The following is a 14,298-nucleotide window of genomic DNA, read 5'->3' as shown; positions in this document are numbered from 1 at the left end:
TTTCTTGGCGCGGTGCCCCTGCACCGCGCCATTTTGCACGGAAGAACCTGCATGATCCCCGCTTCTCACATTTCCTTTGGGCGCCTGTTGCTGGGCCTGGCCCTTGGCGCCGCCCTGCCCGTTCAAGCCGACGACACCACCCTGACCGGTGACTGGGGCGGCCTGCGCCGTGAACTCGACGAGCAAGGCATCCGCTTTACCGGCGACTACAGCGGCGAGACCGCCTACAACGCCGACGGCGGCCAACACCGCTCGGCGCGCTACTCGCAGAACATCAAACTCGGCGTGCAATTCGACCTGGGCAAACTCTACGGCTTCACCAACGGCGACCGCATCCAGCTGACCATCAACGATCGTCGCGGCAACAGCGCCTCCGAGGATTTGGTGGGCAACCGCCTGCCGATCCAGGAAAACTACGGCGGCCTCTACACCCGCCTAACCGAACTGAGCTACGAGCGTACGCTGTTCACCCCGGCCCTCAACGTCAAGCTCGGCTACATGGCCATGGGCAATGACCTCGGTGGCCTGGACAGCGGCATCCTGTGCAATTTCATGAACGCCGGTTTCTGCGGCCACCCGCTGAACATGTCCGGTGGCAGCGGCTGGACCAACTACCCGAATGCGCGCCTGGGTGCGCGGGTGAAATACGACCTCTCACCCAACTGGCAACTGCGCGTCGCGGCGTTCAATGTGGACCCGGAAAGCAACGGCAACTCCAGCCGCGCCTGGCGCCTGGACCCGAAGCACACCACCGGGACCGTGGTGCCGATCGAGCTGGTGTACAAGCACGCAGGCCGCCTGCCGGGTGAGTACAAGCTGGGTTATTACTACGACAGCTCCAACGTGAAGCGCATCGGCAGCAACCAGGAGGTCAACGGGCGCGGCGGTCATTACCTGCTGATCGACCAGGCGGTGTGGGCTTCCGAGTCCTCGGCCGGCCGCGTGCTGCATGCCTTCGGCCAATACTCGGCAGCCAGCGAAGCGGCGTCGCCGTTCAGCAAGTGGTATGGCGCCGGGGTGGTGCTGTACAAACCGTTCGAAGGCAGGCCGCGAGACACTCTGGCCCTGGGGTATGGACGCGCCGTGCCCAACCCGCGCAGCCGCGATGTGCAGGAACTGGCAGCGTTCAATGCGGGGACGGACTATCCCAACCTGAACAATGCCGAGCAATTGATCGAGCTTAGCTACGGCTACCAGGCCACGCCGTGGCTGACCTTGCGCCCGGATGTGCAATACATCATCGAGCCGGGAGCGTTTTCAGGCGAGAACATCGACAATGCGCTGGTGCTGGGTTTGCAGGTCAAGGCGGTGTTCTGAGGGTCTGAGCACGATCAAATAAGACAGGGAGGCGGCTTGATAGAAGATCTGGCCCCCTCCCACAGTTGAACTACTAGCCTTGGATTACTTGGACACCGGCATCGCAAACTCCGCGCCCTGCTCGATGCTCTCCGACCAGCGTTGCATGATCGACTTCTGCTTGGTGTAGAAGCGAACACCCTCAGTGCCGTAGGCGTGCATGTCGCCGAACAGGCTCTTCTTCCAGCCACCAAATCCGTGCCACGCCATCGGTACCGGGATCGGTACGTTGATGCCGACCATGCCGACTTCAATCCTGCGCGCAAACTCACGGGCGATGTTGCCGTCTCTGGTAAAACAGCTGACGCCGTTGCCGAACTCATGGTCGTTGACCAGCTTGATCGCTGCGCCGAAGTCATTCACCCGCACGCAGGCCAGTACCGGGCCGAAGATTTCTTCGCGGTAGATGCTCATCTCTTGGGTCACGTGGTCGAACAGCGTGGCACCCAGCCAGAAGCCGTTTTCCAGGCCGGCTTCAGAGGGCACATAGTCACGCCCGTCGAGCAGCAATTGTGCACCGGCTTGTACACCTTGTTCGATGTAGCCGCTGATGCGCTCCAGTGCGGCGCGGGACACAATCGGGCCCATCTCGGCCTTCAAATCGCGGCCATCGGTGATGCGCAGTTGCTTGGCCCGCTCGGTCAAGGCGGCGATGACTTTATCACCCACATCACCCACCAGCACTGCCACCGAGATCGCCATGCAACGTTCGCCGGCACTGCCGTAGGCGGCCCCCATCAGGGCGTCGACGGTTTTTTCGATATCCGCGTCGGGCATCACCACCATGTGGTTTTTCGCGCCGCCCAAGCCTTGTACGCGCTTGCCGTGACGGGCACCGGTTTCGTAGATGTATTGGGCAATCGGCGTGGAGCCGACAAAACTCACAGCCTTGACGTCCGGGTGTTCGATCAGCGCGTCCACGGACTCCTTGTCGCCCTGCACCACGTTGAACACACCTTTGGGCAAGCCGGCTTCGCGCAGCAGCTCGGCCATGAACAGCGAAGCGCTCGGGTCGGTCGGGCTCGGCTTGAGGATGAAGGTGTTGCCCGCGGCGATGGCAATCGGGTACATCCACATCGGTACCATCACCGGGAAGTTGAACGGCGTCACGCCAGCCACCACGCCCAGGGGCTGGCGCATCGTCCAGTTGTCCATGCCACGGGACACCTGGTCGGAGTGTTCGCCCTTGAGCAGGTTGGGAATGCCGCAGGCGAATTCGAGTATGTCGATACCACGGTCGACTTCGCCCTGGGCATCGGTAAAGACCTTGCCATGCTCGGCGACGATGATGCGTGCCAAGTCATCCTTGCGCTGACGCAGCAGGTGCAGGTACTCGAACAGCACACGGGCACGGCGGATTGGCGGGGTGTCGGCCCAACCGGCAAAGGCGGCCTGGGCAGCGGCGACGGCTTCGGACACGGTCTGGCGGCTGGCCAAGGCGACACGCCCGGTCTTTTCGCCGGTGGCCGGGTTGAAGACATCCTGATAACGGTCATCGCGGCTCACGCGCTGGTCGTTGATGTAGTGCTCGATGGTGCTCGTCATGGCAGTGGAATCCCAGGTCGGTTGCGATGGAAGTCACGATAGGCTTTCGATTTGTTCCGAACCAGAGCAAAATCCAGAACTTATTGTCCACATTGGCGAACAATACAATCATGGAAAAAGCCGAGATCGAGGGGCTCTGGACCCATATTCATTGGCTGTCGGTGCTGGAAGAACAAGGCACCTACACCGCCGCTGCGGCGCGCTTGGGCGTGAGTAAGTCCGCGGTCAGCCAACGGATCTCAGACCTGGAAAAAGCCACTGGCACCCGGCTGGTCACCCGTACCACGCGCAGTGTACGGCTGACCGATGCAGGGCTGTCGTTGACCCGGGAAGTGCGCAGCGCCTACGCACAGATCGCTCGCAGCTTCTCCTCGGTGCGCGACTCGGCCGGAGAGATTCGCGGCCTGGTACGCCTCACCGCACCGGTGGCATTTGCCCGGCAGCAGTTGGTGCCGCATCTATCGGAGTTTCTGCAACTTTATCCGCAGGTGCGCATTCAGTTGGATGTGTCCGACGCTTTGAGTTCGCTGGCGGCCGAAGGCTACGACCTGGCGGTGCGCCATGGCTTCCAGGTGCCGGAGACCCATGTGGCGTGGAAACTGTGCGACACCGCTTCGGTGCTGGTGGCTACCCGAGATTACCTGCAACGCCACGGCGAACCGCGCGAACCCGGCGACCTCACTGCACATAACTGCCTGTTCTACCCACGGGGTGCCGACCAACCGGCCTGGACCTTCGAGCGCAACGCCGAACGCCTCACCGTGCCCATCGCCGGCAGCTTTGCCACCAACAACAGCGAAGCCCTGCGCGACTCGGCGCTCAACCACCTGGGCATCGCCCTGCTCCCGGATTTCAGTGCGCACGCCGCGTTGGCCAACGGCACGTTGGTGCAGGTGCTCAAGGACTGGACGCTCAAAGGCGTGTTTGCCGATGAGATTTATTTGATCAGGCCGTACTCGCCCCATGTACCGAAGTCGGTGAGCGCGTTGGTCGGCTATCTGAAGACGCAATTGTCGGGGGGATTTTCGCAGCGTTGAAACCGCCAAGCGTGGGGGCGTCCCTGGACGCATCCACGCTTGGGTTAAGTGTTAGAAGTCCACCGAAGCCGACAGTTGCAGGGTACGTGGCGTACCCAGGCCACCGGACAATCCACTCCCGTCGCCACCGTTGTACGAACCGATCCAGTAGGCGCGGTTAGCCACGTTCTCGACATTGGCGCGCAAGGTCACTGGCTTGGACATGACCTTGGTGGTGTAGCGGCCGCCCACATCAAACACGGTGTAGGACGGCAACTCCATGCGGTGGTCGTCGGTGACGTAGCGGCTGCCAACGTAGTTGGTGTTGGCGGTCAGGGTCAGCCCCGGCACCATCTCCAGGTCGTATTCGGCGCCCAGTTTGGCGATGATCTTCGGTACGCCGGTCACTTGGTTGCCTTCGTTGGATTTGACCAACGCCTTGGTCAGCTCCGCCTGGGTATAGGACGCACCGCCCATCAGACGCAGGCCGGGTCGGGCTTCACCGAAGAAACTCCATTCCACGCCACGGTTACGCTGCTCGCCGTTGGTGGCGTAAATATTGGTGACGGGGTCGGTGTAGGCGCTCGGTTTTTCAATCTGGAACACGGCCAGCGTGGTGGCGAAGGTGCCCAGGTCGAACTTGGCGCCGACCTCATACTGCTTGGTCTGGTAAGGGCTGAGGATTTCACCCGAATTGGCAGCGCTGGTGGGTGCCGTGCCGCCTTGGGACAGACCTTCGATATAGTTGGCATAGAGCGAAACATCGTCGGTGACCTTGACCAGCAACGCCGTCGCCGGCGACACCTTGCTGTCGCTGTAGCGGGACGTCTTGACCCGGGCCGGCGTCAAGCTGGCGCTTTCCACGGTCTGGTTGCGCCAGCCCACGGTCCATTGCACACGGCCATCGAGGAACGACAGGGTGTCGAGGAACGCAAAGCTTCTCAGCTTGGCTTCGCTGCGGGAGGTGACGGCGCCGTATTTGCCCAGGGGCGGTGTTGGGCCGAAGTCGAGGTTGTTGTAGTTGGTGACCACATAGTTGGGGATCATCAAGTCCTTGTAGCTCATCTCCGACTTGTACTGGGTGGCGGCCAACGACCAGGCGTGGCCTACCGGACCCGTATCGAAAGTGCCCTTGAGGCCGGCTTCACCGGACTTCTGCGTACCCTGCCCGTCCGAGCGATAAGCCAGCACGTTGATGTCTCCGGCGTTGTTGATCAGCGTGTCACGGGTCATCAGGGCATTACGGCCACCGTCGCGCTGGCCATAGGCGGCAAACGCGGTGAGCGAGTCATTCAGGTCGGCCTCGCCACGGATCAACACGGTTTCGGTGTCGTTGATGGTGTAGGCCCAGTCCGGCGCCAGGGAGTTGTTGCCCCTCTTCGGGCTGGGCACTTTATTGACCGTCGGCGAGATGCCGAAAATGCCGAAATAGTTGGCGCCATCCAGACGTTCACGCTGCTTGTAAGCGTCCAGGGACAGGCGTACGCGCTCGGTGCGCCAGTCCAGGCCCAAGGCGTTGAGTTGCATCTTTTGCTGCTGGTCGTCCACGTTGGTGTCGCCATCGCGGTACACGCCATTGTAGCGGATACCGAACTGGTTCTGCTCGCCAAAACGTCGACCCACGTCAGCATGGGCACCGTACAGCCCGTTGGATTCGTAACTGGTGGTGATCCGCGTCAGCGGTTCGTCGGCGGCGCGCTTGGGCACCATGTTGATGCTACCGGCGACGCTGCCATCAGGCGGCATGCCGTTGAGCAGCGCAGACGGGCCCTTGAGCACTTCGATGCGCTCGGCCAGTTCGGTCGAACCGCGCAGGTTCGGCGCCATGCCGGCCAGGCCGTTGAAGGTGATGTCGTTGGCGCTGGTGTTGAAGCCGCGGATGAAGAAGGTTTCGAGGATGGCCCGTTTGGACGGCACGTTGACCGACGGGTCGGTGGCGCCGATCACCGAGCCGATGTCCTTGGCCTGGTGATTGCGCACGAACTCATCGGTGTAGCTGATGGCGTTGAACGGTGTTTCCATGAAGTCCTTGTTGCCCAGCAGCCCGATACGACCGCCCGTGGCGACCTGCCCCCCCGCGTACGCAGGTGGCAGGTCGTCGGTGGCGAGCCGCTCGCCCTCGATGGTGGTTTCCGACAGCACCAGACTGTTCTTTTCCGCTTCGGCCCGGGCCTGGGTGGCCGGCTCCGGTTCAGGCGCGGCCGACACTGCCAGCGAGCCACCGCTCAAACCGAGCAGCAAGGCCATCTGCACGGCGGAGAACGTGCGGTTCAAGGTAAACGGGAAAGTACGCGGTGTGGCCTGGGATAAATCAGGGTGGGCGCGAGTTGGGCGGCCGTGTTCCGACATGCTGGATTCCTTTCGATGCGAAGTATTGAAGTGCATTCACTAGGTTTCCGTACCAGAACCACAAACCCTCAATCTAAATGATAAATATTCCCAAGAAAAAAGCCGCGACCTGAATGGCAGCGGCTTTGGGTACCACGAACGTGTGTCTGGATCAGCCTTTGTAGCCTTCGACCACCTCGTCCGCCATGCGGTTAAGACAGGTCACACTGGCCGTGCACAGGTACCAGGTCTGGGCGTCGACGAAGATCACCCGGCCGTTGTTCCATGCCTTGGTCTTGCGCAACAGTGGGTTGTCCAGGCTCTTGAGGTCGAGGGCTGGGCGATGCTCCATCACGGCCGTGCGGTCGATGACGTACAGAATGTCCGGATCGGCCTGCTGAATGAATTCATTGGAAATCGGCTGGCCATGTAAGCCGGCCTCGATGTCGGTGCTGGCCGGTTTAACGCCCAGGGTGTCGAACACAAAACCGTAGCGCGATTTCACGCCGTAGGAGGTGAAGGCACCGTTGTTATGCAGCACGATCAAGGCCTTCTCGGGGCGGCCGGCAGTGACTTGGCGGGTCTGCTCGACCTTGGCGTCCATTTCCGCCACTTTCTGGCGGGCGAGTTCCGGCTTGTCGAGGATGCGCCCCAGCAGGGTCAAATGGGCCTTGGCGGTCTCGATGAGATTGCCTTTTTTGTTGGTCAGGTCCACGTCGTCGTACACGGTTGGAGCGATCTGGCTGAGCTCCTTGTAGCTCTGTGCCTGGAGCGGAGAGATCAGGATCAGGTCGGGCTTGAGCGCATGCAGGCGTTCCAGGTTGGGCTGGATGGTCGAGCCCACATCCGCGACATTCGTGTCGTCACGGTAGCGAGTAAGGAAGCTGGTGACGTAGTCCTTGGCGATGCCGACCACCGGGGCACCGAGTTGATCCAGGGTGTCGAGCTCGCTCATGTCGAAGGCCACCACGCGCTGGGGCAACTGAGTGACCACGGTGGTACCCAGCGGATGCTCGATGGTGATCGGCGCGTAGGCCGCCTGCGCCGCCACCGGGGCCTTGGCCTCCGGCGCCGGTTTGTCACACCCCTGCAACCCGGCCGCCACGGCCATCGTCAGCAGCAGCGCGCGCATTCTGTTCGTGTGATCAGTGCTCATGTCAGTTCCCTTGAAGGTGATGGGTTGAAGTAGTTGCAAACGAAGCCTTGTTGGCTGTGCAGAATCTCGAAATCCAAGTCGAACAGCTCGCGCAGGTTGGCCTCAGTCACTACCTGGTCGACTGGGCCGTGACGGTGGATGGCGCCGCCTTTCATCGCCACGATATGGTCGGAATAATTGGCCGCGAAGTTGATGTCATGCACCACCAGGATCACCGTGCGACCTTGCTCATCACACAAGCGACGCAAGGCCCGCATGATTTGCACACCGTGCTTCATGTCGAGGTTATTGAGCGGCTCATCCAGCAGCAGGTAATCGGTTTGCTGGGCGATGGTCATTGCCAGGAACGCCATCTGCCGCTGCCCGCCGCTGAGCTCGTCGATGTAGCAAAGGCGCAGCGGTTGCAGTGACAGGAACTCGATGGCCTCGTCGATCACCACCCGGTCCTGGGCGGTGAGCGCGCCTCGGCTGTAGGGGAAACGCCCGAAGGCTACCAGCTCTTCGACGGTCAGGCGCAGGTTGAAATCCGGCGACTGACGCAAGGTGGCCACGCGCTTGGCATAGTCGCGCACCGGCACGTCGGCGATGCTGCGCCCGCCCATCAGCACATCGCCACGGGTAGGCGTCAACAGACGGGCAATCAACATCAATAAGGTGGATTTGCCCGCCCCATTGGGGCCGATCAATGAGGTCACTTGCCCCGGAGGGAACTGCACGCTGACGTCACTCAGCACATGCTTGGCGCCATAGGCTTTGTAGACGTGTTGGAGAGAGATCATGCCGTGCCTCGGGTTCGGATCATCAGCGCGAGGAAATACACACCGCACACCAGGTTGATGAGAATGCTCACGGAGGTGTTGTAGTTGAACCATTGCTCCACCAGATACTGAGCGATGATGAAAATGCCGATGGCAATCGCACAGCCCAGGGGCAAGGTGACCCGGTGCCGCGTGGTGCGGGCCAGGGCATAGGCGATGTTGGCGACGAACACGCCCATGAACGCGGTCGGCCCCACCAGGCTGGTGGACACCGCCACCAGAATGGCGATCAGTGCCAGTTGCAGGCGCACGCTGCGTGGGTAGTCGACCCCCAGGGAAATCGCCTGGTCACGTCCCAGGGCCAAGACATCGAGCACCGGCAACGTGCGCTGGGCGATGAAACACACCACCGCCACCAATACGCCCGAATAGATCACCTGCCCCGGTTGCGCCTTGTTGAAGGAGGCGTAGTTGAATCCCTGGAAAATCGAAAACTCCCCGGGGCTGATCTTCAACTGGATGAATTGGGTGAAGGTGCCCATCACCATGCTCAACACCAACCCCAGCAGCAACAGCAGGTACACGTTGTGACTGCCGTCGCGGAACAGCCAACGGTGGATGAGCCACGAATAGCCGAGCATCAACAGCACCGATAACAGCACGTTGCCGTCACGCCCCAGCAGCACCAGGCTCTGGGTGCCCAGCACCAGAATCAGCAAAGCCTGGAACAACAGGTAGATCGCCTCATAGCCCATGATGGCCGGCGTGAGGATGCGGTTGCCGGCGATGGTCTGGAAAATCACCGACGAATACGCAATGCACACGCCGGCAATGCCCATCGCGGCCAGGCGGGTAAGCCGCTTGGGAATGACGTAATCGAAATCCAGGCCCGAGCCCAGCAACAGGAACCCAAGGGCCAGCAACAGGACCAGCAGCCAGAGGCCATAACGGGTAGCCATGTGTCTCATGTGTACTTCCGGATCAGCAGCACCAGGAACACCACGCCGCCGATGCAACCGGCAGTCAGGCCGATCGGCACTTCGAAGGGGTAGATCAGCAGGCGGCCGAGGATGTCGCAGGCCAACAGCAACGAGGCACCGCACAAGGCGACGATGGGCAGCGTGCGTTCCAGGTTTTCACCGTAGTGCAGGGCTACCAGGTTGGGGATCACCAGCCCGACGAAGGGAATCGCGCCCACGGTAATCACCGTGGCGGAGACAGTGACCGCCACCAGCATCAGGCCCAGCGCCGCGTTGGCGGCGTAGTTCAGGCCCAGGCTGCTGGCCATGCCCTCGCCCATGCCCAACACCGTGAAACGATGGGCATACAGGTAGGTCAGCACAACGATAGGCAGGATCAGGTAGATGATCTCGTAATTGCCCTGCACGATCTTCGAGAAATCGCCGAGCATCCAACCCTGCATGCTCTGCAGGATGTTGTGGCGGTAGGCGTAGAACTCGGCGACGGCGCTCAGCACGCTGCCGTACATCAGGCCGATCACCGGCACCATCACGGTGTTCTTGAACTGGATGCGCCGGATGATCGCGACATAGATCAGGCTGGCGGCAAAGCAAAAGGCCAAGGCGAACAGCATTCTGCCGGCGGCCCCGGCGCCTGGGGCCACCGTCAGGGAAATCAGGATGCCTAGCTTGGCGGCATCCAATCCACCGGAAGTACCGGGCTCGACGAAGCGGTTACGCACGATCTGCTGCAGGATCACCCCGCACACGGCCAACCCGACCCCGGTGAGGATCAACGCGGCCAGGCGTGGCAGCCGGCTGGCGGTGAGGGTCAGCCAGGCGTCGTCGGAAAAGCTCAACAGCTCGACCCACGACACCTGCTTGACCCCCACCATCAGCGACAGGCCGCACAGCACTACAAACAGGACGACTAACGCTGCACGACTCAAGAAGCGTCCTCACCCGCGATCCGCCAACCTTTTGCCGCCCTGCGCTGGGCGAGAAAGTGGGCATACAACCCAGGCTTGGCGCTCAATTCGGCATGGGAACCCTGCTCGCTGAGCTGGCCTTGATCGAGCACCAGGATTTGGTCGGCCATGACCACGGTCGAGAGCTGGTGCGCGATCACGATCAGCGTGCGTTTGCCGCGCAGCCGTGCCAGTGCTTCGGCGATGGCGGCCTGGTTCTCGGCATCGAGGGCGGCGGTGGCTTCGTCGACCAGCAGGATCGGTGCATCCTTGATCAGCGCACGGGCGATGGAGATCCGTTGGCGTTCGCCACCGGACAACCGTGCCCCGCCCTCGCCCACCGGCGTGTCCAGGCCCTGGGGCAGTCGCTCGATGATTTCCAGCACGCCGGCTTGTCGCGCCGCTTCCATCACTTCCTCGTCGCTGGCCGCTGGTTTGCCGATACGGATGTTGTCGGCAATGCTGCCCTGGAACAGGTAGGCGTCCTGGAAGATCTGGCTGATCTGGCCGGCCAGTTGCTCACCGGACATCTGGCGTACATCCACGCCGCCGACGATCACGCTGCCTTGGGTCACATCGAAGAAGCGTGCAATCAAGCGCACCAATGTGGTCTTGCCCGAGCCGGAAGCGCCCACCAGTGCGGTCATGCTGCCCGGTTCGATGCGCAGGCTGACATCGCGCAACACGTCGGGCTGGCCCTCGTCATAAGCGAAACTGACGTTGCGCAGCTCGACGGAGCTATCGACAGGCGCCTCGGGCGCCTGCGGTTGCGGCAGTGGCTTGACTGCAAAAATCTCGCGCACGGCGCCCAACTGACCACGGGCGCCGCGCAGCACTTCGCTGTAGCCGGCCACTTCCAGCAGCGGGTCGATGAAGCGGCTGACCAGCAATAGCGTAATCATCACGGCGATGACCGAGCCCACTTCCAGGCCGGCGCCCAGCAGATCGCCCAGCCACAGGGTGGCAGCCACCAGCAGCGCAGCAAAACCGGCCTGCACCGCCCACGCGTTGAACACCACTGACATCGCCGATACGTGGATCAGGTGCTTGGCAGCCTGCTGCTGGCGACCGATGGCCTGTTCGAGGAACTGTGTACCGCCATCCTCGCCATTGAATGCCCGCAGTACCGACTGCGCCTGGGCGAACTCGACCATGCGCTGGCTGGTCAGGGCGGCGTTATGCTGGAAGTCCTGGTCGGCTCGCTGCCCCAACCGTGCAGTCAACACGAACACGCCCAGCAGCACCGGCAGGGTCGCCAGGGCAACCAGGCCCATTGGCCAGTGCAGGGTGAATAGCGCGATGAGGATCACCACCGGCGTGACCACACCGGTCAACAGTGGCGTGAACACGTGGGCGGGCAACTGCGCCATCTCCATCATGCCCGAGGTCGCCAGATGGCTGAGTCGCGCCGTGTTTTGCGCACTGAACCAGCCTACCGGCAACCGCGCCACATGATCGCCAAGGCGGTGGCGACCGCGCTGGAGCACGGCGATGCCGACGCGGATGCCGGCTTTTTCCACACTGCGTCGCAGCGCCCAGCACACCACCACACCGATGACCAACACGATCAGCCATTGCGCGGCGGCGTGGGTGCCCCCCCTCAGCAGGTGGGTGAGGATCGGCACCAGCGTGACAATCGTCACCCCGCAGAGCAGGCCATAGACCAGGGCCATCACCAGATAGCGGCGCAGTACCGGCGCGTCTTCGCCGAGCAGTTGAATAAAGGTTTTCAGCATGACGACACCGCCTGTTCCTTGGCTTGTTCATAACCGCCCAACGCCCACAGCCTGGCGTAGCGGCCTTTACGTGCGAGCAACTCGGCGTGGGTGCCTTGCTCGCAGAGGGTGCCGTTGTCGATCAGGATGATCTGGTCGGCGTGCATCACCGTATCGAGCCGGTGAGCAATCACCATCAGGGTGCGACCCTGGGCGAATCGCGACAGGGCTTGTTGCAGCTTCACCTCATTCTCGGCATCGGCTGCCGCCGTGGCTTCATCCAGTACCAACACGGGTGGGTCGAGCAACACGGCGCGGGCGATGCTGACGCGCTGCAACTCACCGCCGGAGAGCTGTACATCTTCACCGATCACCGAGTCATAGCCCCGTGGCAGGTCCAGGATGCGTTCGTGGATGTTCGCAATCCGCGCGGCGGCCTCGATTTCCTGCTGGCTGGCCGAGGGACGGCCCAGGGCGATGTTGTCGCGCAGGCTGGCGTGGATCAGGCGTACTTCCTGCAACACAAAGCCGATACGTCGGTACAACTGGGTACTCTCGATGTGGCGCAGGTCGACACCACCCAAGGTGATACGCCCTTCGACAGGGTCGAAAAAACGCAGCAGCAGGCGGGCCAGGGTCGACTTGCCGGAACCTGACGCACCGACAATGGCGGTTACGGTGCCTGGCTTGAGAGTGAAGCTCAGGTCCTGGAGCACCGGGGTCTCGTCGTTGTAGCGGTAGCTCAGGTGTTCGACGCGAATTTCAGCGTTTGCAGGCAATTGTGCTGACGTGCTTGGCAGGGTTTCCAGCACAGGGGTTTCCAGCAGGGTCTGCACGCGCTGGGCGGCGGCGGTCGCGTTGTTCAGGTCGTGGGTGATATAGCTCAGCAGCAACAGCGGCGCGCAGATGCCCGGGGCGACCAGGGCAAACGGCAAGATATCCACCGGAGCCAGCCAGCCCTGGCTTACCCCCAGCGTACCGAAGGCCAGCACCACGCCGAGTACCGCCACGGGCGTGATCATGGCGTGGGCGTTGGCCATCGCACTGACCAGTGGCCGGGTGAAGTCGGTGAACGCAGCAGCAAAGGCATCCACCGCCCCCCGGTAGCTGCCATGGGCCTTGCCCTCGGCGCCAAACGCCTTGACCACGGGAATGCCGTTGACGAACTCGATCACGGCATTGTTGATGCGCATCATGCCAGCGCCAAACGCTTGCATGTTCGCTCCACTGGACTTGGTGGCGCGGGTGAAAAACAGGAAAAACAGCGGGAATGGCAGCAGCGAGACAATCGCCATGCGCCAGTCCATGGCAAACAGGTAAAGGATGGCGATGATCACGGCCCCAAGCGTACGACCGAGGGTGGTGAAGAAGTGTGCCGTCAGGCTGTGCAAGGTGCCGATGTCATCCTGCATCGCCTGCTTGACCTCACCCGAAGCACGACTGGTGAACCAACCCAGCGGCACCCTGGCCAACCGACGGGTGATGGCCTGGCGCAGGTGGCCGGTGATGTGGTTGTCGGCCAGGTGCGCGACCATCTCCCCCAGCGAAATCAAGGTCATGCCGAGGAACAGGCAGGCCAGACTGACACCGACCACCTGCCAGACCGGGCCTTGCAGCTGGGCCCAACTGGCTGCCTCACCCATGGCCAGTTGGGCAATGTGGGCGATCCCGGCCAGGGGCACCATAGTCAACATGGTCCCAAAGGCGGCCAGTACGGCGGCAAGTATCAATCGACCGCGAATCGGGCGTAATACCTGGGATACCGAACCGACGGGTGTGTCTTTAACGCTCATGAGCTCTCCTGAATAACCACTGCCGGCCACCGTGTGGCGTGCCTGGCGTCCTTTGCGTTCGAGCGTTTTGCACAGTGCATACCGTGTATTCCGAACGACGCGACAAAACCCTCAATGGCGCTGCGGATTTAATTGTTCACAGCCCGGCCGCCGATGCGAACGGATGGCAGGCCCGCAAGCCCGCCGCGATGTATTTTTCGACAGAGGACACCGACACTTTCAATTCGGCGGCGATATCCCGATGGCCCATGCCGTGCAGCTTGCACAGCAACAATGCTTCGCGGGCCTTGGGCGGTTTGGCATGCAACGCGTCATCGATTTGCACCAGCGCCTCGGTGGCCAGCGCCCGTACCTCTTCCGACGGCACCAGCGGTTCGGCCTGCTGCATCAGGGACTCCAGGTGGCAGGCTTCGCGGTGACGGCGACGATACAGGTCAATCACCATGCCTTTGGCGATCTGGGTCAGGTGGCAGCGCGAGTCTTCAATCGAAGGCACGCGGCCCTTCTTGATGAGGTTGAGATAGATATCGTGGGCCAGATCCGCAGCATCCACCGAATTGCCCAGCTTGCGCCGCAGCAGGCTGCACAACCAGCGGTGATGGTCGACATACAGCTTTTCGAATTGCTGCTTGGACGCAAACGCTCCGTTGTTCACAACACCTCTCCTGAGACGAATCCACCCGCGATCAGATTTTGACTAATGC

The 14,298-nt window shown here is 62.1% G+C and carries 11 protein-coding genes; 2 read left to right on the top strand and 9 right to left on the bottom strand.

Annotated elements, in window-relative coordinates; all coding sequences use genetic code 11:
- The first annotated feature begins 51 nt into the window (after positions 1-51).
- Positions 52-1,317, top strand: coding sequence for a carbohydrate porin (locus tag AC07V4_RS21020; RefSeq protein ID WP_492638031.1), 1,266 nt, complete (start codon positions 52-54; stop codon positions 1,315-1,317).
- 84 nt (positions 1,318-1,401) lie between these two features.
- Here AC07V4_RS21020 and AC07V4_RS21015 read toward each other — a convergent pair whose 3' ends face one another.
- Positions 1,402-2,901, bottom strand: a complete 1,500-nt coding sequence (locus AC07V4_RS21015) for a CoA-acylating methylmalonate-semialdehyde dehydrogenase (protein WP_492638032.1) — start codon at positions 2,899-2,901, stop codon at positions 1,402-1,404.
- A 110-nt stretch (positions 2,902-3,011) separates the two neighbouring features.
- Between AC07V4_RS21015 and AC07V4_RS21010 the strand changes: the two genes are divergently transcribed.
- Entirely contained in the window at positions 3,012-3,938 is a 927-nt protein-coding gene (locus tag AC07V4_RS21010) for a LysR family transcriptional regulator (protein ID WP_492638033.1), read from the top strand.
- A 51-nt stretch (positions 3,939-3,989) separates the two neighbouring features.
- Here AC07V4_RS21010 and AC07V4_RS21005 read toward each other — a convergent pair whose 3' ends face one another.
- From AC07V4_RS21005 to AC07V4_RS20970, 8 genes are all read right to left on the bottom strand, one after another.
- Complete coding sequence (locus tag AC07V4_RS21005) at positions 3,990-6,266, bottom strand: TonB-dependent receptor (RefSeq protein WP_492638034.1); 2,277 nt, start codon at positions 6,264-6,266, stop codon at positions 3,990-3,992.
- A gap of 151 nt (positions 6,267-6,417) precedes the next feature.
- Positions 6,418-7,401 (bottom strand): siderophore ABC transporter substrate-binding protein, encoded by a 984-nt coding sequence (locus tag AC07V4_RS21000; protein WP_492638035.1) that lies wholly within the window; start codon positions 7,399-7,401, stop codon positions 6,418-6,420.
- Positions 7,398-8,180 carry an iron ABC transporter ATP-binding protein gene (locus tag AC07V4_RS20995; protein WP_492638036.1) on the bottom strand — a complete coding sequence of 261 codons (783 nt, stop codon included), beginning with the start codon at positions 8,178-8,180 and terminating at the stop codon, positions 7,398-7,400. The genes AC07V4_RS21000 and AC07V4_RS20995 overlap by 4 nt, the downstream gene beginning before the upstream one ends.
- Positions 8,177-9,127 (bottom strand): iron chelate uptake ABC transporter family permease subunit, encoded by a 951-nt coding sequence (locus AC07V4_RS20990; protein WP_431752625.1) that lies wholly within the window; start codon positions 9,125-9,127, stop codon positions 8,177-8,179. The genes AC07V4_RS20995 and AC07V4_RS20990 overlap by 4 nt, the downstream gene beginning before the upstream one ends.
- Entirely contained in the window at positions 9,124-10,068 is a 945-nt protein-coding gene (locus AC07V4_RS20985; RefSeq protein ID WP_431752624.1) for an ABC transporter permease, read from the bottom strand. Before AC07V4_RS20985 ends, AC07V4_RS20990 begins: the two co-directional genes overlap by 4 nt.
- The gene (locus AC07V4_RS20980) at positions 10,065-11,822 is read right to left on the bottom strand and encodes an ABC transporter ATP-binding protein (RefSeq protein WP_492638037.1); all 1,758 of its coding nucleotides are present in this window, start codon (positions 11,820-11,822) and stop codon (positions 10,065-10,067) included. The genes AC07V4_RS20985 and AC07V4_RS20980 overlap by 4 nt, the downstream gene beginning before the upstream one ends.
- On the bottom strand, positions 11,816-13,594 hold the full coding sequence (locus AC07V4_RS20975) for an ABC transporter ATP-binding protein (protein WP_492638038.1): 1,779 nt from the start codon (positions 13,592-13,594) through the stop codon (positions 11,816-11,818). Before AC07V4_RS20975 ends, AC07V4_RS20980 begins: the two co-directional genes overlap by 7 nt.
- A gap of 136 nt (positions 13,595-13,730) precedes the next feature.
- Entirely contained in the window at positions 13,731-14,249 is a 519-nt protein-coding gene (locus AC07V4_RS20970; RefSeq protein WP_492638039.1) for a sigma-70 family RNA polymerase sigma factor, read from the bottom strand.
- Between the last annotated feature and the right edge of the window lie 49 nt (positions 14,250-14,298).

Source organism: Pseudomonas sp. GW821-FHT03A09, from assembly GCF_059421065.1.
This window is presented reverse-complemented; position numbering and strand designations above follow the sequence as displayed.

Excerpts from the sequence above, each read along its gene's own strand:
- AC07V4_RS21020 (WP_492638031.1), top strand. The coding sequence starts at position 52 with ATGATCCCCGCTTCTCACATTTCCTTTGGGCGCCTGTTGCTGGGCCTG.
- AC07V4_RS21015 (WP_492638032.1), bottom strand. The coding sequence starts at position 2,901 with ATGACGAGCACCATCGAGCACTACATCAACGACCAGCGCGTGAGCCGC.
- AC07V4_RS21010 (WP_492638033.1), top strand. The coding sequence starts at position 3,012 with ATGGAAAAAGCCGAGATCGAGGGGCTCTGGACCCATATTCATTGGCTG.
- AC07V4_RS21005 (WP_492638034.1), bottom strand. The coding sequence starts at position 6,266 with ATGTCGGAACACGGCCGCCCAACTCGCGCCCACCCTGATTTATCCCAG.
- AC07V4_RS21000 (WP_492638035.1), bottom strand. The coding sequence starts at position 7,401 with ATGAGCACTGATCACACGAACAGAATGCGCGCGCTGCTGCTGACGATG.
- AC07V4_RS20995 (WP_492638036.1), bottom strand. The coding sequence starts at position 8,180 with ATGATCTCTCTCCAACACGTCTACAAAGCCTATGGCGCCAAGCATGTG.
- AC07V4_RS20990 (WP_431752625.1), bottom strand. The coding sequence starts at position 9,127 with ATGAGACACATGGCTACCCGTTATGGCCTCTGGCTGCTGGTCCTGTTG.
- AC07V4_RS20980 (WP_492638037.1), bottom strand. The coding sequence starts at position 11,822 with ATGCTGAAAACCTTTATTCAACTGCTCGGCGAAGACGCGCCGGTACTG.
- AC07V4_RS20975 (WP_492638038.1), bottom strand. The coding sequence starts at position 13,594 with ATGAGCGTTAAAGACACACCCGTCGGTTCGGTATCCCAGGTATTACGC.